Origin of the sequence: Pseudoduganella sp. RAF19 (assembly GCF_052114165.1) — a bacterium.
Taxonomy (GTDB): Bacteria; Pseudomonadota; Gammaproteobacteria; order Burkholderiales; family Burkholderiaceae_D; genus Rugamonas.
Window position 1 is genome coordinate 73,359 of the sequence record NZ_JBFREF010000014.1, and the last position, 17,739, is coordinate 91,097.

At 60.7% G+C, this 17,739-nt stretch carries 14 protein-coding genes; 7 read left to right on the top strand and 7 right to left on the bottom strand.

The genetic code is table 11. From position 1 onward, the window contains the following. Positions 1-4: 4 nt before the first annotated feature. On the top strand, positions 5-1,321 hold the full coding sequence (locus AB4Z19_RS28835; protein WP_442026496.1) for an MFS transporter: 1,317 nt from the start codon (positions 5-7) through the stop codon (positions 1,319-1,321). Between the two features lie 115 nt (positions 1,322-1,436). Here the strand turns inward: AB4Z19_RS28835 and AB4Z19_RS28840 are convergent, their stop codons facing one another. Together AB4Z19_RS28840 and AB4Z19_RS28845 are read right to left on the bottom strand one after the other, a co-directional pair. Then, positions 1,437-2,189: a ThuA domain-containing protein gene (locus AB4Z19_RS28840; protein WP_442036926.1), complete on the bottom strand. Its 753-nt coding sequence runs from the start codon at positions 2,187-2,189 to the stop codon at positions 1,437-1,439. A 50-nt stretch (positions 2,190-2,239) separates the two neighbouring features. Next, positions 2,240-3,742, bottom strand: a complete 1,503-nt coding sequence (locus AB4Z19_RS28845; RefSeq protein WP_442026572.1) for an acetyl-CoA hydrolase/transferase family protein — start codon at positions 3,740-3,742, stop codon at positions 2,240-2,242. 95 nt (positions 3,743-3,837) lie between these two features. Here AB4Z19_RS28845 and AB4Z19_RS28850 point away from each other — a divergent pair, with 95 nt between their 5' ends. Beyond that, entirely contained in the window at positions 3,838-4,716 is an 879-nt protein-coding gene (locus AB4Z19_RS28850; protein WP_442026573.1) for a LysR family transcriptional regulator, read from the top strand. Here AB4Z19_RS28850 and AB4Z19_RS28855 read toward each other — a convergent pair. Together AB4Z19_RS28855 and AB4Z19_RS28860 are read right to left on the bottom strand one after the other, a co-directional pair. Beyond that, entirely contained in the window at positions 4,694-5,776 is a 1,083-nt protein-coding gene (locus AB4Z19_RS28855) for an SGNH/GDSL hydrolase family protein (protein ID WP_442026574.1), read from the bottom strand. The genes AB4Z19_RS28850 and AB4Z19_RS28855 overlap by 23 nt on opposite strands. A gap of 398 nt (positions 5,777-6,174) precedes the next feature. Beyond that, on the bottom strand, positions 6,175-7,794 hold the full coding sequence (locus AB4Z19_RS28860) for a methyl-accepting chemotaxis protein (RefSeq protein ID WP_442026575.1): 1,620 nt from the start codon (positions 7,792-7,794) through the stop codon (positions 6,175-6,177). A 276-nt stretch (positions 7,795-8,070) separates the two neighbouring features. Here AB4Z19_RS28860 and AB4Z19_RS28865 point away from each other — a divergent pair, with 276 nt between their 5' ends. The 3 genes from AB4Z19_RS28865 to AB4Z19_RS28875 all read left to right on the top strand — a co-directional run bounded on the left by AB4Z19_RS28865 (position 8,071) and on the right by AB4Z19_RS28875 (position 11,760). Then, positions 8,071-8,661, top strand: coding sequence for a LysE family translocator (locus tag AB4Z19_RS28865; protein WP_442036928.1), 591 nt, complete (start codon positions 8,071-8,073; stop codon positions 8,659-8,661). A 5-nt stretch (positions 8,662-8,666) separates the two neighbouring features. After that, positions 8,667-9,422, top strand: a complete 756-nt coding sequence (locus tag AB4Z19_RS28870) for a helix-turn-helix domain-containing protein (protein WP_442036930.1) — start codon at positions 8,667-8,669, stop codon at positions 9,420-9,422. An 85-nt stretch (positions 9,423-9,507) separates the two neighbouring features. Further along, positions 9,508-11,760 carry a putative Ig domain-containing protein gene (locus AB4Z19_RS28875; protein WP_442036931.1) on the top strand — a complete coding sequence of 751 codons (2,253 nt, stop codon included), beginning with the start codon at positions 9,508-9,510 and terminating at the stop codon, positions 11,758-11,760. 2 nt (positions 11,761-11,762) lie between these two features. Here the strand turns inward: AB4Z19_RS28875 and AB4Z19_RS28880 are convergent, their stop codons facing one another. After that, the gene (locus AB4Z19_RS28880; RefSeq protein ID WP_442027446.1) at positions 11,763-12,404 is read right to left on the bottom strand and encodes an HD domain-containing protein; all 642 of its coding nucleotides are present in this window, start codon (positions 12,402-12,404) and stop codon (positions 11,763-11,765) included. A gap of 119 nt (positions 12,405-12,523) precedes the next feature. Here AB4Z19_RS28880 and AB4Z19_RS28885 point away from each other — a divergent pair, with 119 nt between their 5' ends. Both AB4Z19_RS28885 and AB4Z19_RS28890 read left to right on the top strand, forming a co-directional pair. After that, a complete protein-coding gene (locus AB4Z19_RS28885) occupies positions 12,524-13,507 on the top strand; it encodes a GlxA family transcriptional regulator (protein WP_442036933.1) in 984 nt (327 codons plus the stop codon). A 20-nt stretch (positions 13,508-13,527) separates the two neighbouring features. Further along, positions 13,528-14,496 (top strand): Ca2+-dependent phosphoinositide-specific phospholipase C, encoded by a 969-nt coding sequence (locus AB4Z19_RS28890; RefSeq protein WP_442036935.1) that lies wholly within the window; start codon positions 13,528-13,530, stop codon positions 14,494-14,496. On the opposite strand, the gene AB4Z19_RS28895 is transcribed toward AB4Z19_RS28890, so the two are convergent. Together AB4Z19_RS28895 and AB4Z19_RS28900 are read right to left on the bottom strand one after the other, a co-directional pair. Beyond that, positions 14,438-16,675 carry a GH92 family glycosyl hydrolase gene (locus tag AB4Z19_RS28895; protein ID WP_442027449.1) on the bottom strand — a complete coding sequence of 746 codons (2,238 nt, stop codon included), beginning with the start codon at positions 16,673-16,675 and terminating at the stop codon, positions 14,438-14,440. The genes AB4Z19_RS28890 and AB4Z19_RS28895 overlap by 59 nt on opposite strands. Before the next feature lie 76 nt (positions 16,676-16,751). Next, positions 16,752-17,738, bottom strand: a complete 987-nt coding sequence (locus tag AB4Z19_RS28900) for an aldo/keto reductase (RefSeq protein WP_442036937.1) — start codon at positions 17,736-17,738, stop codon at positions 16,752-16,754. Position 17,739 lies beyond the last annotated feature (1 nt).

Sequence of the window (17,739 nt, forward strand, 5' to 3'; positions counted from 1 at the left end):
GCCCATGCAGCGCGCCGGCTCCCTTCTGCGCTATACCCTGTGGGGGCTGGCTGCGGTCGTGTGCGGGCTGCTGGTTGGCGAACTGGGCATCGCCATGCGCGACCGCTGGGCGATTCCGACCGGCCTCGTGGTGCTGCGGCGCTACGGCGCCACCGACACCACGATCTCACTGCTGATGTCCGCCCTGCCTGCGGTAATCAGCGTCTTTGTCGTGCCGCGCATTGGCTATTACTCGGATCATTTCCGCAGCCGCTGGGGAAGGCGGCGGCCATTTCTGCTGGCCACCGGCCTGCTCGGCGCGCTGGCCATGGTGTGCGTAGCCTTTGCACCGGCTTTCGCGCATATCACGCATGCAGTGCTGGGCTCCTGGTCGCCGGGATTGCCGGTACTGGGCATCGCTTACTTCTGCCTGTTCTGGACTGTCTTCGATTGCGCGGCCATCACCACCACGGCGCTGTACAGCGGCTTGGTGAACGACGTGATTCCGCGCGGCTTTGTGGGCCGCTTCTATGCAGTGTTCCGCATCGTCGGCCTGGGTGTGGCAATCGGCTTTAACACTTCCGTGTTTGCGCTGACGGATGCTTATCTGTTCGAGATCCTGCTGGCGATTGCACTGGTGTTCGGGACTGCGATTCCGCTCATGTGCGTACTGACGCGCGAGCAGCCTTTGCCCGATGCACCCTCACCCAAGCCGAACGCCTCATGGCCCCGGCTGGAGGGCAGCTATTTGTGGAAGTGCGCGATGTTCATGTTCGCCGGCGTGACGTTCGGACCGTTCAACACTTTCTCGCAGAGCTATGCGCAGAGCCTGGGCATTTCACTGGCCGATCTGGGATCGATGACGGCGAGCGCTTATGCCGTGTCGATCGCTACGGCATTCGGCGTAGGCTGGCTGGTGGACCGCTTCGGCGCCATGCGCGTGTCGGGGATACTGATGGCCGCTTACTTTGCGATCGCGGTGTGCGGCTATCTGCTGGTGCATGACGCGGCGAGCTTCCGCGGATTTTATCTCGCGCACGTGCTGATGTCCGGCGCTTACTTCACCGCCGCGTCGTCGATGCCGATCGAACTGTTCGCCAGCCGCGACTTCGTTCGGTTCAATTCGAGCAAGGACATCATGGTGGCCTTCGCGGTCATTCTCGTCAGCACGGTGCAAGGCCCCATGCTCGATTTCACCGGCCACAATTACGCGCTCACCATCGCCAGCGCCGCCCTGTTCTCCCTGCTCTGCCTCGGCTGCATGGCGCAGCTCACCCTGAACTTTTCCTCCACCAGCCTGTCCAACCTCAAAACCGCAAGCCCCGAACTGCCTCACAGTTGAGCAATTCGCGCTGAAGGAATTGCGAAAGGAACTCCATGCGTCAATGCGCTGGGTCGTCGGCCTTGTGCTGGCCAATTCCACGCTGGTGGCCGGATTTTTTGCCAGGGTTGCAGGGCTATTCCAGGCCGCGGCCGGTGGCGGCCCAGTAGATGCCGCCGAAGAGGTGGTGGCGGAACAGCGGATCGCTGTAGGTTGCAGGGAGGTGTCCCAGAGCGGTGTAGAAGGAGCGGCCGCCGTCGTAGTTCTGATACCAGCTGATCGGATGGAACTTGCCCATGCCCTTCCCTTCCTTGCCCGGCCACTTCGTCTCAGGCTTGTAGGTCGATTCGTCCACCGTCAGCAGATACTTCAGCTTGTTCGACGCCGCGGGCATGAACTCATACCATTCCTCGGTCCACAGATTGCGCGGCGCCCAGCGCTCCATGCCAGGAAACTGACGGTCTTCGACTTTCAGCACCGCGGTCTGGATCGTGGGATGGACATAGAACATATGTCCCACCAGCCTGGTGTACCACGGCCAGCCATATTCCGTGTCCGACGCGCTGTGCACGCCAACGTAGCCGCCGCCCGCCTTGATGTAACGCTCGAACGCCGCCTTCTGGTCCACGTTCAAGATATCGCCGGTGGTCAGCAGGAATACCACGGCCTGGTATTTGCCCAGCTCTTTGTCGTTGAAGACACGGTTCGGATCTTCGGTCCAGAACACCGTGAAATCGTGCAGCTTGCCCAAGTCCTTGATCGCATCCACGCCAGCGGGAATAGAATCGTGGTGCCAACCACCGGTTTTCGAGAACACCAATACGTTGAACTGTGCAGCCTGAATGCAGGTGGAGGTCAAAGCCAGGACCGCGGCAAGCAAGGTTTTCATGAGGTTGTACGATGAGTTATTGGGCGGCCCCCACCGTAAATCACCGTGGCTTAATTGTCAATTGGGGCGCGCATCGTTTGAAGTTTCTCATAATGCGCATGCCAGGACAGCGCCTTCTCCAGCACGTGCGGCGTTTGTCCGCCGCGCAGCAAGGCTTCTTCAAAGTAGGCGCGCAGCTGCGGGCGATAGTCCGGATGCGCACAGCGCTCGATGACCAGCGGTGCGCGTTCGCGGGGCGCCAGACCGCGCAGGTCGGCCAGCCCCCATTCGGTGACCAGCACATCGACATCGTGCTCCGTATGGTCCACGTGAGCGACCATGGGCACCACGCTGGAGATGTCGCCATCCTTGGCCACCGATTTGCTGACAAAAATCGACAAGGCGCCGTTGCGGGCGAAGTCGCCCGACCCGCCAATGCCATTCATCATGCGCGTGCCGCCGACGTGGGTGGAGTTCACGTTGCCGTACAAATCGAATTCCAGCGCCGTGTTCAGCGCAATGATGCCCAGGCGGCGTAAGACTTCAGGATGATTGCTGATTTCCTGCGGACGCAATACGATCTTGTCGCGGTACTGCGCAATTTTGCTGAGGAAGCGCTCATGCATCTGCGCCGACAGCGTGATCGATGATGCCGAGGCCAGGGCCAGCTGGCCGGAATCGAGCAGCTCGATGGCGCTATCTTGCAGCACTTCCGAATACATGGTCAGGTTGCGGAAGGATGATTTCGTCAGGCCGTGCAGCACAGCATTGGCGACGGTGCCGATACCGGCTTGCAGCGGCAGCAGTTCTTCGGTCAAGCGGCCCGCTTTCACCTCCGCTTCCAGGAAGGCGATCACGTGGCTGGCAATGGCGTCCGTTTCCGCATCGGCTGGCTGCGCGTTGGATGGGCTGTCCGGGTGATCGGTAATGACGATGGCGGCGATGCGCGACGGATCGACCTGAATCGCGGCACTGCCAATGCGGTCACCGGGATTTATCAAGGGGATTGGTTCGCGGCGCGGACGTGCCTTCGGCAAGTAGACGTCGTGTAGTCCTTCCAGCGCGAGTGGCGCGCTCAGATTCAGCTCGATGATGATCTGTTTGGCCTGGCTGGCAAAACTGGCGCTGTTCCCGACCGACATGGTGGGCACGATGCCCCCGGTTTCGGTGATGGCAACGGCTTCGATCACCGCCACATCAACAGGAGGCAGATCGCCGCTGCGCAGCTGTTCGGCTGTTTCGGAAAGATGCTGGTCAATGAACATTACCTCGCCGGCGTTGATCTTGCGGCGCAGGGCGGCATCCGACTGGAATGGCATGCGGCGCGCCAGCAGGCCGGCGTTGGCCATCAGCGCATCGCTGTCGTTGCCGAGGGATGCCCCGGTGATGAGGGTCAGGTGCAGGGGCTCGGTCCGGGCACGTTCAGCCAGCGCCTGCGGCAGGGCCTTAGCGTCGCCGGCACGGGTGAAACCGCTCATGCCGACGGTCATGCCGTTCTTGATCAGTAGCGCGGCCTGTTGCGCAGTCATTACTTTCGCCATCAGAGCGCTGTGGCGGATGCGGTCTCCGTACATCGTATTGCCTCGTCATTTTTATGTCCTGAGTCCAGTATAGAATTCGGATATATTCTATTTATGACTTATATTCCACATGATCAGTCGAAAAATTCATGGACCTGAGATCCCTGCGCTACTTCGTTGAAACCGCGCGCCTGAGCAGCTTCACCCAGGCGGCCGAACGCCTGCATGTGACGCAATCCACCATCAGCAAGATGGTGCGTCAGCTGGAAGAAGAACTGGGAGCGCCGCTGCTGCTGCGCGATGGCCGCAACCTGGTGCTGACCGACATCGGCCGCGTCGTGTTCGAGCGTGGCGAGGAAATGCTGGCGTCGCACCGTCAGTTGCTGCTGGAAGTGAAGGATATGCAGTCACAGCGCCATGGCACGCTGACTTTGGGCATGCCCCCCATGATCAATGTGCTGTTCACGCCCGTGCTGAAGGCATTTCGCGAGCGCCATCCGGATATCACGGTGCGCCTGGTCGAAGCCCCCGGCCCGGCCATCGAGCGCCAGGTGGCCGCCAATGAGCTCGATCTCGGCCTGACGGTGCTGCCCGCCGATTCTTCACTGGACCTGGGGAGTGTCCCCGTCGCGCGCTATCCAGTGTGGGCGATGGCCGTGAAGGGCGTGTTCCGCGCCAATGCGCGCACCGTACGCCTGCATCATTTACAGGATTTGCCTCTGGTGATGCTGAACGACGACTTCGCCCTCACCCGTGCTTTGCAGGCAGCCTTTGCACAGGCAGGCATTCAGCCGCAGATCGCAGCGCAAAGCGCGCAATGGGACTGGCTGGTTGAAATGGCGTCAGCGGGGATTGGCGTCGCGCTGCTGCCTGAACCCTTCGTGCATCGCCTGTCCGACGAGCGCCTGCAGGCAGTGCGCATCGTCGAACCGGAAGTGCAGTGGGAAGTGGCGCATGTGTGGAATGGGCGCTACCTGTCGCACGCTGCGCGCGCCTGGCTTGCCATTACCAACCCATCTTCTGCTTGATGAATGCTGTCAGCCGCGCTGCGTTGGCCTGATGCTGGGCGACGCGCGGGTGGCCACGGAAGCCCGTGAAATCAAAGAACACGGTATCGATGCGAAGATCGTTCTGCTCGCGCTGGATCTGCTCCACCGCGCTGCGTACGTAGCCCGGCCACCTGGAGTCCGTAGCCGTGGCGTCCATGCTGCCCAGCGCGCAGACGATATACGCCTTCGGGTACAGCGCACGGATGCGCTGTACAAAGCGCTTGTACGCTTGCACGCGCTGGGCGTCATCCGGCATCGGCTGCAGGCGCTTTTCGTTTTCGATCAGCCATTTATCGTTCTGCATCAGGTTGATCACTACCACGTCCGGCGTCCAGCTGCTGAAGTCCCATTTGCTGTCGTTGTTGCCGACAGCGTTCAGCTGGTCGTAGAAATCCGGCATCGTGAAGGGGAACCAGCTGATCATGATGCCGATGCCGCTTTGCGAGGTCACGTGCACTTCTGCATCCAGATTGCGCGCCGTGATCGACGCATAGGACATGAAGTTGTTCTTCTCGCTCGCCAGATTGTCCGGGCCATTGTCGGGCGCCTCGTTGCCCATGCCACTCGTAATCGAATCGCCGAAGAATTCGATGTGGCGCTGATGACGCGGAGGCGGTGGCAGCAGTTTGCCGCCGTCAGCCAGTTCCAGCCCCTGAAAGGTGGTCGCGCCCTCCTCGCCTTCGGTACGCTTGGTCACCAGGAAGCGATGCGCCCCCGGCGTCAGGCCCGCCGCAACCGCATAAGTGCCGCTGCCTTGCGCCGCATGGACGACGGTAGGATGGGCGAGATCGCCATCAATGAAAACGTTGAAGTAATTCTTGCCCTGCTGGTCATCCAGCTTCAACGACAGGCTGCCGCCGGTGAAATTGCCTTCGATGCTGCTGCCCGGCCAGGACAGCACGGGACCGCCCGGATTGGCGAAATCGATGCGGCCAGTGTATTGAAGGCGCTCGTCGTCCGGCTTGACAACAACCCCAGCCAGCACCTGGCCGGCGATCAGCATGGCCGCAAGGCCGTAAACCCAATTCCGGATTTTCATTCGTATAGTTAGCAAAGGAAAGGTCGACCATATTAACCGGAACTGAGCATGTCCATGCCCTGACAATAGGGATAGCCCAGGCCGGCGTGGGTACGATGCCTCACATTTGCCGGGAGTCCGCCCGGCACGGCTGGTCAACGGCTGTCCTCCCCGCGCCAGCCGCCACTTTCGGGCGGCGGCAGCAAGCCCCAGCCCAGCTGGCGACGGATTTCAGGAATAGATGGTGGCGGACATTGTTGGGTCTGCCGAGTGGCCATATAGTGCCGAACTTGCTCTTTGGTCGGCTGGTTCTGCTGTTTCATCTCTGCGATGCCTCCTTGCTGGAGAACAGCTTAGGAGGCGCGGCAGCACACTACCAATACAATATTCAGGGCAAGCGATATCTTTTTTGATATAGCTCAGTGCGCCGGCAGCGCCAGGCGCAGCTCAGGCTCAGGCAATTCGGCCCGCGGTTCGATCGAAACCGGGCCGGCGGCGCCGAGCTTGAAATAGCTCACCAGCTGGGTCAGCTTGTTCGCTTCTTCGTGCACCGATTCGGCCATGGCAGCCGCTTCTTCCACCAGTGCAGCGTTCTGCTGGGTGACGGTATCCATGTCGCCGATGGCATTATTGATTTCGTGGATGCCGGATTCCTGCTCCGAGCTGGCAGAGCTGATTTCGCCCATGATATTGGTCACGCGTCCGATGCTGGCCACGATCTCGCTCATGGTGTCGCCGGCCGCATGCGCCAGCGTGGTGCCGACTTCAATACGCTCGGCGGAGTCGTTGATCAGGGTCTTGATTTCACGTGCCGCCGTGGCGGAGCGCTGCGCCAGATTGCGCACTTCGGTCGCCACCACCGCGAAGCCGCGCCCCTGCTCACCGGCGCGCGCCGCTTCGACCGCAGCATTCAGCGCCAGAATATTGGTCTGGAAGGCGATGCCATCGATGACCGAGATGATGTCCACGATCTTCTTGGCGGACTCGCTGATTTCGTCCATGGTCTGCACCACTTCATCCACCACCTTGCCGCCCTTGCCCGCCACCGACGATGCCGACACCGCCAGCTCGTTGGCAGTGCGGGCGCTGGTCGTATTCTGGCGCACGGCGGAAGTCAGTTCTTCCATCGACGATGCGGTTTCCTGCAGTGCGCCGGCCTGGTGTTCGGTGCGGCTCGACAGATCCAGATTGCCGGACGCCAGTTCCTTGGATGCGTCGTCAATCGTATGAGCGCCATCACGCACCTGTTCAACGATGCCGCCCAGACGCACCGTCATATTGTGCAAGGCGTCGAACAGCAGACCGAATTCATCGTAGCGGTGCTGCTCGCGGGTGGGACGCAGATCGCCCTCGGCGACACGGGTTGCCAGATCCACCGCGTGATTCAGGGGCACCACCACGCTGCGGGTGATGATCCAGGCGAAGGCGCCGCCAAGTCCCAGCGCCAGTAAGCCGAATGCGATCAGCACTGCGCGGCTGCTTTGATATTCCGATGCCGATTCATCGGCCAGTGCCTGCGCTTCCTTGGTCTGGTGCGCCAGCAGCTGCTCCAGCGCCGTGGTGAACTGCGCGAAAGTGGACTTCAGCGTGGAATCGGCAAGCTGCTCGACTTCCTGGGTACGGCCCATGTCCTTGAAGCTGAAAACCTGCTTGCGCACCGCCATGTACGCCTGTTTCTTTTCCTCGGCAGCTTTCAGCAGCGCCAGTTCGTCGGTGTCGCGCGTTTTCGCGGTCAGCTTTTGCTCGATGGCGTTAGCAACTTTATCACCCTCGCCAAGCTGCGCCTGGAAAAATTCGCCCACTTCCAGGCTGTCGCTCTTGGCAATGGTCAGCGTGCGCACGCCATTCAGTTTTTCAGCGCCCAGCCAGTCGGACGCCAGCTGCTGCTTGGCCAGTTTGTCATTCACCAGATACTCCGTCGTCAGATGCGCGGAGTGCAGGCGCCACAGCGCGAGGCCGGTAATACAGGCCAGCACGAACAGCACGAGGGCGAACGAGGAGAGAACCTTGGGGCCCGTCTTAAGTTTCAAAGAAGTCATGAGGTATGAGTAAGCAGGAATTTGGTGCCGGTATATTTCCCGACCGCCGGCGCCGGTAGAGCATCCTTGATGGTGCTGGTTTGGTGCTCTTCTACAGAGACTCAGCGATCTTAACCACCAAATATGACAGGCGTTTTAACTGGAGCGATAACTCCAAAATATTTGTGTTAGTTAAAAGGCATGCAGTGTTTATAAGGGCTCCTGCAATTTTGTTCAATATTTTGAGCACGGCTTCCTCCACACTGCCTTCCTATCAATCCAGGACAGGAGGCAGACATGAACGGCGTCGTGATCGCCATGGCAATATTCGGTCTGGTCGGTGCGATAACACCCGGGCCAGTCAACGTATTAGCACTTCGATATGGACTGCATGGCGGCTTCGCGCGCCCACTAGGCTACGTACTGGGTGCCAGCGGCAGTTATGGCGCGCTGGTCTGGCTGACAGGCGTTGGCGCCGCACCACTGCTGGCCTACCCTGCGCTTACGCAGCTGGTGCGCTGGATCGGCGCCGCATATCTCGCTTACCTTGCCTGGCGCATTGCAACCGCGCCAGAGACGGCTTCTGATGAAGCGCTCCGCCATCACACTGCAAGCACATGGCGCGCTGTGGTGGATGGCATGCTGGTTCAGAGTCTGAATCCCAAAGCGTGGCTGGTCGCCTTGTCCGGCGTGGTGCTGTTCAGCGAGCACTCCTCGCTCGAGCGGTTCTGCACGATCTCGGTGATTGCATGCATCGCCGGTGTCGGCTGCTGGGCGGTCGCGGGACGATTGCTGAAAGCCTGGCTGGCGCCGCCGCACCGGCAGCGCCTTTGCAATCGCCTGCTGGGTGGCGTGCTCGGACTCACGGTGCTGCTTATGCTAAGCTGATTCGCATGCCTTCTGCCCACAATATCCTGCGCGACGCTAATTCCCCCTGGTGGGAACTGCGCATCAGCGTCGACTCCAGCGACTGCTATCGGCCGCATACGCACGACGAGTATTCGATCGGCCTTGTCGATTCCGGCAGCGCGGTTTTTCAGCATCCGTCCGGACCAGCTGATATCGGCGCGGGAACCGTGGTGCTGATCGAGCCGCATGTCGTCCACGCCTGCAATACAGTGACGCCTGCGCGCTGGTCCTATCGGATGCTGTATATCGATGCCGCGTGGCTGCACGATGCCATCGGAAGCCAGTCTGAATTCGTCACGCACTGCGCGAGGGATGCCGCCCTGTGGGCAGCGCTTGATGGCTTACTCAACTCCCCGCAGCACCTTTCCGAGCTACTGCCGAAAGTGCTGGCCGGCTGGATGCGGCCGGCGGTCGCCGGCGCTGCGACAGCGAAACAACTCGCACCTGCCGAAGCGCTGATGCGGTCGGAAGGCGGCTTGCATCTGAGCGTGGCGACATTGGCCGAGGCTTGCGGCATGACGCCGTCCACTTTCATCCGCCAGTTCAGCAAACGCTATGGCATGACGCCAGGCGACTATCTGCAGGATAAGCGCGTGAACGAAGCGCGCAGCTTGATTGGCAAAGGCATGTCCATCAGCGAGGCCGCGTTCGCGATGGGCTTCGCCGACCAGGCTCATTTGCAGCGCTCATTCAAGCAGCATCACGCCATGACACCCGGGCGCTATTCCCAATCCATATAGCTAACTCGCTACCTACCATAGCTCCGGTATCCCGACTGGATTTAACATGCAATAAAACAAACAAAGCATGTTCCAGGGAGACGCCATGTGTATCGTTCGACGCCTGTTCGCGGGCTTAAGTAGCATCCTGTTGATGTACGGCGCTCAGGCAGCGCCTGCCGTAACGGTCGCGCGCATCGATATGCCGCAAGCCCGCTTCGCTACCGGCGACGACCCGCAGCGCGCGCAACCTGGGTTTGACGACAGCAGCTGGGCCAACATCGACACCACCCATAACTATGAAAAGCAAGGCTTCGATGGCTATGACGGGTATTCCTGGTATCGCATTCACGTAACGATTCCCTCTTCGCTGAAAGCCGGCAGCGACTGGCCGCAGCGCTTACACGTGTACCTGGCCGCCATTGACGATACCGACGAAACCTACCTGAACGGCGTATTGATCGGAAAAACGGGCCGCATGCCGGAAGACGCCGGCGGCTTCGACGGACGCGCACAGGCACTGCGAAACTATCAGGTCGATCTGGCGAAAGTACCGGTGCACTGGGATCAGGACAATGTCATCGCGATCCGCGTGTATGACGGCGTTGGCGGTGGCGGATTCTATAAGGACGCGCCCTTTCTCACCATTCCCAACCGCGCCGACGGTCTGCGCCTGAGCGCCGACCGCGCCCATTTCGATTTCCGCCCCGACGGCAAGGTCGCGCTTGCCCTATCCGTCGCCAACGAATTCGCGACGCGCCAGCGCGGCAAGCTTGAACTGGAATTATTCGACCAGCGCAGCGGCAAGGCACTGCAACGCCGCAGCACCGCGCTGGCCGTCGCGCCCAGCCAGTCGCAAACCTTGCACTGGACGTTGCAGACCGGCCCCGGTGTTGAGGCAAAGCTGCGTTTCGTCGATGCGCAATCGGGACGCAGCGTCACGTCCACCCTGCCGCTGCCCTACCTGCTGACGCCTGCCGACGGACCTGCGCCGGCGATCCATGGCGCGCGCGTGCTGGGCGCCCGGCCTGGCACACCGCTGGTATTCCGCATCCCGGCAACCGGCACGGCCCCACTGCATTTCGCGGCCGACGATTTGCCCGCCGGACTGACGCTCGATGTGGACACCGGCATCATCCGCGGCACCGTGCCGGCGGCAGGCGAGTATGCCATCACCCTGCGCGCAAAAAATACCATCGGCGCGACGAGCCGAATCTGGACGCTGCAAGCCGGCGACCAGCTTGCGCTCACGCCGCCGCTGGGCTGGAACAGCTGGAATGCCTTCGGCGTCAATGTCAGCGATGAGAAAGTGCGTGCCAGCGCGCGCATCATGGTCGATTCCGGCCTGGCCGCCAAAGGCTGGAGCTCCCTGAACATCGACGACGGCTGGCAGGCGGAGGCACGCGCCGCCGATGGCGAACTGCCCGGCAACGAGCGCTTTCCGGACATGGCTTCCTTGGGCAATTACCTGCACGGCCTTGGCCTGCGCTTCGGCATTTACTCCTCACCTGGCCCTACCACCTGCGGCAAATTCCAGGGCGCTTACCAGCACGAAGCGCAGGATGCCGCGACCTACGCGCGCTGGGGTGTGGACTTCCTCAAATACGATCTATGCAGCTATGGTGACCTGATCGCCAAGACGCCAACGCTGGAAGCGCATATGAAACCCTTCCAGCTGATGGGCGACGCCTTGCGCACCCAGCCGCGCAGCATCGTGTTCAGTCTTTGCCAATACGGCGAACAGCAAGTCTGGACCTGGGGGCCAAAGGTCAACGGCCAGGCATGGCGCATGACCGGCGACATCGTCGACAGCTGGCACAGCGTGCTCGAAACCGGCTTCAGCATCGCGCCCTACAGCCAGTATGTTGCGCCTGGCCGCTGGAACGATCCCGATATGCTCGTGGTCGGCCACGTCGGCTGGGGCGATCCACGCCCATCGCGCCTGACGCCGGACGAGCAATATAGCCACATCAGCCTCTGGAGCATGCTCGCCGCTCCGCTGCTGCTCGGGAATGACCTCAGCAAGCTCGATGCCTTTACCCTCAACCTGCTGACCAACTCCGAAGTCCTGGCCATCAATCAGGACGCGCTGGGCAAAGCCGCCGCGCGCGTACATGAGCAGGACAATTGGCAGATCTGGGTTAAACCGCTGGAAGACGGCAGCAAAGCGGTCGGCATCTTCAATATGGGCGATACCTTCCGCCGCCTGCGCCTCGACCCGGCGCAATACGCCATGGACAAGGCAGGCCAGTCCTACCAGGCGCGCGATGCCTGGCGCCAGCGCGCACTGGCCCAAACGTCCGGCGAGATTGATGCCGAAGTACCGGCACACGGCGTGTTGCTGCTGACCGTGCGCTGATGCTAGCTGTCAAATGGCGCATCGTTAATCAGATCGCATATATCGGGGCACTGGAAGCCATGGACATGGCGATGGCCAATATCGGCCAGGCCCGTGCCCAACGCGGTGTGCGGCTTCTTTCGGACCACGCCGGCAATCGCTTCGGTAAAGGCGGCCTTCATCCCGATACGCGGATAGCGCTCCAGCGTCTCGTCGACCAAAGCCGGCGTGATTTCATCCAGGCGCAGACCGAAGACGTCAACGTGCGCACCAAAATGCAGGAGCGCCACTTCAGGCTGGCGCCGGTCGGCCAGGCCTGCACTGGAGTGAAGCGCGATCGCGTCCCACACCAGCTCCGCCTTGGATTCCGGATAGGCATTATCCCGCAGGAAGCGGCTGGCGGCATCGGCACCATCCACCTCGAAACGCTGGTCGGCGGAGAATTCATCGGTCAGGCCCAGGTCATGCAGCATCGACGCCAGGTATAAAAGCTCCCGGTCATAGTTCATTCCCCGGCGCCTGCCGATAAATTCCGAGAACCACCAGGTCCGGTGTAAGTGGTGCAACATTGGCTTGCTATGCACCCGTTCGATGAGCGCGCCCGCTTTTCGGGTCAACGCCGAATCCGGCGCAGCAATCCCGCCGATCGTAACGACTGTATTCATATTTCCTCCGCAATTGAAAATGCTCTGACGTCATTCTAGGAAAGCACCCTTCGGCACAAATGACTGTCTTCAGATGATTTGTGCCAAAATACTGGCATCGACATCAGCAGGAGGCTCCGATGAAAAAGCGGGTCCTGAACAGAAAACGCGTTGTCATTCTTGGTTTGCCGCCCGTCGACACACTCGACGTAACCGGTCCGGCGGAGGTATTCGCCTACGCAAATAAACTGCATGGCGGCGAGCCTTATCAACTGGAACTGATTTGCGCAGGCCCATCGCTCGACCTCGAGAGCGAAACAGGCATCGGACTCAAGGCGCACAAAACGCTGGACGAGGAGCGCCGTGACCGCACGCCGATCGACACCCTGATCATCGCTACCGGCTTCAGCGCCATTGACAGAATGGATCTGCCAGCCATCGACTGGATTCGCACCCGCTCCTCAAAAATCCGCCGAATTTGCTCCATCTGCGTGGGTGCGTTCGCATTGGCCGAAGCCGGACTTCTGAATGGACGGAGAGCGACGACGCACTGGGGCATGGCGCAGCGCATGGCTGAACGCTTCCCGTCGATTGAGGTTGATCCCGCGCCTATCTGGATCAAAGACGGGAATATCTATACCTCCGCCGGCATATCTTCCGGTATCGATCTGGCCCTTGCACTGGTGCGCGAAGACCTGGGCGATGCGACTTCGCTGGACATTGCCAAAAGCCTTGTACTGTTCTTGCGCCGTCCTGGTGGACAGGCACAGTTCAGCGCTTCCCTTCGCTCGGAACAAACAAGTAATCCCAGCCTGGATGAATTGCGGGTCTGGATCAGCGAGCATCTTGCCAGCGAACTCACATCCGGCATTCTGGCCGAGCGCCTGTCCACCAGCGTCAGAACCCTGATACGCACCTTTCAGCGCGAGTTGCATATGACGCCGGCCAAATATGTCGAAGAAGTGCGGCTCGAAGCTGCTTGCCGCGCTCTTGAGCTGGGAGCGCGCTCAGTGGAAGACATCGCGCGCCGTTGCGGCTACCATAGCGTCGACGTATTGAGGAAGGCGTTTGCGCGGCGCTTCGGCGTAACGCCCAAAGAATATGCAGAGCGTTTTGCAGCTTAAGGACTGGACATCAGATGAACATGTTATTCGCAATTGTGGCCGCCGCTGGAATCGGCGGCGGCGTCAACGCCGATGTGGCGCCGGCCGCGTGGCAGCAGCCGCTGGACAATCTTGCGCAGGTGGCCTGCCACAATTGCTATGAGCCGCAGTACAGTCATGGGTTGCCGTACACTGCGGCGCTTGTCCACGTCAAAACCGTCGAAATCGATATCTGGGATGAGCGCGACACGGCGGCAGGTGACGCGCTGCCTGAGCACTGGTTCGTGCGCCATAACGGCAGTCCGGATCACGCCAGCGGAAACGACAACAGCTGCGTCGGCGAAAGCAATGACTTGCGCGCTTGCCTTGGTAATATCCGCGACTGGAGCCGCGCCAATCCGAACCACTTCCCTTTGATCGTCATTCTCGATAAGAAGCAGGATTGGTCGGCGGGCCGCATGCCGCAGGACCTCGACCATCTCGCGCATGAGATCCTGGGCAGTTCACTGTACAGCCCGGCCCAGCTGGATCAGTTTCACGCGCAGCGCAGCGGCAGCCTGCGCGACAAGGTGCGCATCGGCGGCTGGCCGAAGGCGCAAGACCTGCGCGGGCGCATATTGCTGGTCCTGAACGGGAATGGCCTGCAGCGCTATCTGCAGGATCAGGGCTTGCGCGGACTCGTTTTCGTATCGCCGCCGACTGAATCGGCTGCCGAAGCTGACGGGCTTCCGCGTGGCTTCGATCCCGCCAGTGCAGGCCTGATCGTGATGCACAATATGAAGTCCGATTTCCGCGCTGCGTCGGCCGCGGTGGCGCGCAATCACTTCATTGGCCGGGTCTGGGGCGATGACAAGGAAACCTTCACGCAGCAGATGGGCAATCGCACGCAGCTCTCTGCCTACTACAACTATATGTCGCAGCAGGCGAATGGCTATCGCATCGTGCCAATGCCTACTGCAGCGGGCGCGGCTTCCAGTCAGCCGCCCACGTCGACGGCGCCGGCCCCATAACAAATTCCAGCTTGCCGCCGGCGACGATCTGCGCGTGCGAAATGACCGGCACGCTGAGCGGCTTGCCGTTCAAGGTGACCGACTGCACGTAGACGTTCTTTTCGCTGTTATTGGCCGCGCTGATCGCAAAGCTATTCCCGTTCGGCAGTTTCAAGGTGACATTGCCGAACAGCGGGCTGCCGATCACATACTCCGCCGAAGCGGGATTCAGCGGATAGAAGCCCATGGCGGTGAACAGATACCAGGCCGACATCTGACCGCAATCTTCGTTGCCGAGAATGCCCTCGACCGTATTGCTGTAGGCCTCGGCCGCGAGCGCGCGCACGCGGGCCTGGGTCTTCCATGGTTCGCCGACGTAGTTGTACAGGTAGCCGTAATGGTGGCTTGGCTCGTTGTCGTGGCGATTGTGGCCGCCGTTGAAATGCTCGTCCAGCTTTGCGCCGGCTGCTTTGGCGCCGCCCAGCAGCTGTACTACGCCCGGCACGTCATGCAGAGGCGAGAACAGATAGACCCATTGGTCGCCTTCGGTCCATCCCTCGTTCAAATGTGCCCAGCTGCCGTCGCTGTTACGCGCCTGCAGGAATTGCGTCTGCGGGTTGAATAGTTTTTTATAGTTCTGCGAGCGCTGCATGAAGTAGCGGTAATCCTGCTCCTTGCCGACCGCCTTGGCAACTTGCGCCACCGCGTAATCGTCATAGGACTCTTCCAGCGTGCTGGATGCCGATTCGGACACTTTATCCGCAGGGATGTATCCCAGCTTGAGGGCGTAGCTTAGGCCCGCCCTGCTTTCATAGGGCGTTTCCGGTTCGCGGTCCAGCCAGCGGCGCGTGACGTCGCCGTCGGGTGGGCCCATGGCGTCCTTGTAGACCGCCTGATAGGCCAGTTGATAATCGAAACCTTTGAAACCTTTGTTGATTGCCTCGGCCACCAGCGAATCGGCATGAGTGCCGATCATGATGTTGGTGTAGGACGGATTCGGCCACTTCGGCATCCAGCCGCCTTCCTGGTAGTTCTGCAACAGCGAACGGACCATGCCGTCGATGCGCTCGGGCGCCACGAGGGTCAGCAGGCTGTTTTCGGCGCGGTAGGTGTCCCAGATGGAGAAGGCGGTGTAAGACTCGCCCTCGTGTACCTTGTCGTCAAAGGCGCTGTAATAGTGGCCGTGTTCGGAGAACTGCTTTGGATACAGCAGCGCGTGATATAGCGCGCTGTAGAAGATCTTCTTCTGATCGTCGCTGGCGCCTTGCACGGTGAGCAGGCCAAGCTTGCGGTTCCAGGTATCGTTCAGGGCATCGCGCACGCCTTCGAAATCCCATGACGGCATTTCCGCGCCGAGATTGCGGCGCGCCTGCTCAATGCTGATGAACGACTTTCCGACCTGGACTTCGATCTGCTGGCCTTCAACGCTGATATAGGCGCCGACGTTGTCCGCCGTGAGTTCCATCTCGCCGGGACGCGAGAAAGTACGGGAATAGGTATTCTGCGTTTTGAACGGCTGGCGGAAGCGCGCCACGAAGTAGCCCTTGAAGTTGGGCAGTTTCATCGGCCCCAGATGCGCGTCCATGCGGTCCGGATTGTAGCCAACGATCTCGCGGTGTTCCGGGTCGATCTTCACATAGCCTGTAATGCCGGGGCGCGTGACTTCAAGCAGCACATTGGCGCTGCGTCCCTGAGGATAGGTAAAGCGCAGATAGCCAGCGTGGTCGCTGGCGGTCATCTCGGCCTTGATGCGATGCGCGGCATCCGCGCCCATCGTCACCGCGTAATAATAAGGCGTGCTTGTTTCATCTTCATGACGAAACGGCAGGCGGCGGTTTTCCGGAGCGAAGTCGACACCGCCCGCTTGCGGCATCAGCGTGATGTAGCCGTAGTCCCCCATCCAGATTGCCGGTTGATGGGTGCCGATAAAGCCTTCAATGAACTGGTCGTGGTATTCGTAGGAGCTGACGCTGATACGGTTCTGGCGCGTTTGCGGGGTCCAGTTGGTCATGCCGAAAGGTGTCGTCACCAGCGGCATGGTGCCGCCGTAATCGGCGCCTTGCCCGCCAGTGCCGATGTAGGTGTTAACCCAATCGACCGGCGCTGCGGGTGCTGCGCCGGCCATGATTGGGACAGCAAAGCAAATGACCGTCGCCCATTGTTTCGAGGTCCGCAGCATTGCGCGGGAGATTTCAAACATAGCCATTCCTCATGTCAGCACATGGGGCAGCACTGTAGCATATGGGGACAGTCTTTTCTTTAGCTGAATTGTCGATTTACCAGCGGTGGCGCACGAACGGAGCGACGCGCTTTTCGTAGATGCTGCGCAGCGCCTCCATCGTTGATTCGCTCAAAGCGGGTAGTTCACTCGCGCCACTATTGGACTGGGCCTGCATGGCATTTCTTGCACCCGGAATGACCGTGCTGACGGCATCGTTCATCAAAATCCACCGCAAGGCAAACTGCGCCATCGGAATGCCATTCGGCACCAGATCGCGGACTTCTTCGACAACCGACAGCGCGACGTCATAAGGCACGCCGGCGAAGGTCTCGCCGACGTCAAAGGCCTCGCCGTTGCGATTGAATGCACGATGGTCATCGGCGGCGAACACGGTGCCGGCGCTCATCTTCCCGGTCAGCAGCCCGGAGGCGAGCGGTACGCGGGCGATGATTCCGACGCCACGTTTTTTGGCTTCGGCAAAGAAGAGCGACGCCGGCCGCTGCCTGAAAATGTTATAAATTATTTGTACCGATTGGACGTTGGGATACTCGATCGCCTTCAGGCCCTCTTCCACTTTTTCGACAGAAACGCCATAGTGGCGGACTTTTCCAGCGGCGGCCAGATCGTCCATGTAGCCAAACACTTCGGCCTGGTAATACACTTCCGTCGGCGGGCAGTGGAGCTGCACCAGCTCCAGGCAGTCGGTTTTCAGATTGACGAGCGAGCGCTCAACGAAAGCCCTGAGGTTTTCCCGGTTGTAGCCCTGTGCAACGTGCGGAGACAGCCGGCGACCGAGTTTGGTCGCCACCATTGGTTTATCTCCACCGCGCTCCCTGAGCACTTCCGCGATCAGCTGCTCCGAGCGGCCGTCCCCGTACACATCGGCGGTGTCGATAAAGTTCGTCCCCTGGTCCAGCGCCGCGTGCAGCGCGGCCTTGGCGTCGGACTTCGACACATCGCCCCAAGCGCCGCCAATGGCCCAGGCGCCAAATCCGATTTCGGAAACGCTGGTTCCGGTATGTCCCAATAATCTCTGCTTCATT

Coding starts and splice junctions, on each gene's coding strand:
- AB4Z19_RS28835 (WP_442026496.1), top strand. CDS start 5: ATGCAGCGCGCCGGCTCCCTTCTGCGCTATACCCTGTGGGGGCTGGCT.
- AB4Z19_RS28840 (WP_442036926.1), bottom strand. CDS start 2,189: ATGAAAACCTTGCTTGCCGCGGTCCTGGCTTTGACCTCCACCTGCATT.
- AB4Z19_RS28845 (WP_442026572.1), bottom strand. CDS start 3,742: ATGTACGGAGACCGCATCCGCCACAGCGCTCTGATGGCGAAAGTAATG.
- AB4Z19_RS28850 (WP_442026573.1), top strand. CDS start 3,838: ATGGACCTGAGATCCCTGCGCTACTTCGTTGAAACCGCGCGCCTGAGC.
- AB4Z19_RS28855 (WP_442026574.1), bottom strand. CDS start 5,776: ATGAAAATCCGGAATTGGGTTTACGGCCTTGCGGCCATGCTGATCGCC.
- AB4Z19_RS28860 (WP_442026575.1), bottom strand. CDS start 7,794: ATGACTTCTTTGAAACTTAAGACGGGCCCCAAGGTTCTCTCCTCGTTC.
- AB4Z19_RS28865 (WP_442036928.1), top strand. CDS start 8,071: ATGAACGGCGTCGTGATCGCCATGGCAATATTCGGTCTGGTCGGTGCG.
- AB4Z19_RS28870 (WP_442036930.1), top strand. CDS start 8,667: ATGCCTTCTGCCCACAATATCCTGCGCGACGCTAATTCCCCCTGGTGG.
- AB4Z19_RS28875 (WP_442036931.1), top strand. CDS start 9,508: ATGTGTATCGTTCGACGCCTGTTCGCGGGCTTAAGTAGCATCCTGTTG.
- AB4Z19_RS28880 (WP_442027446.1), bottom strand. CDS start 12,404: ATGAATACAGTCGTTACGATCGGCGGGATTGCTGCGCCGGATTCGGCG.
- AB4Z19_RS28885 (WP_442036933.1), top strand. CDS start 12,524: ATGAAAAAGCGGGTCCTGAACAGAAAACGCGTTGTCATTCTTGGTTTG.
- AB4Z19_RS28890 (WP_442036935.1), top strand. CDS start 13,528: ATGTTATTCGCAATTGTGGCCGCCGCTGGAATCGGCGGCGGCGTCAAC.
- AB4Z19_RS28895 (WP_442027449.1), bottom strand. CDS start 16,675: ATGTTTGAAATCTCCCGCGCAATGCTGCGGACCTCGAAACAATGGGCG.
- AB4Z19_RS28900 (WP_442036937.1), bottom strand. CDS start 17,738: ATGAAGCAGAGATTATTGGGACATACCGGAACCAGCGTTTCCGAAATC.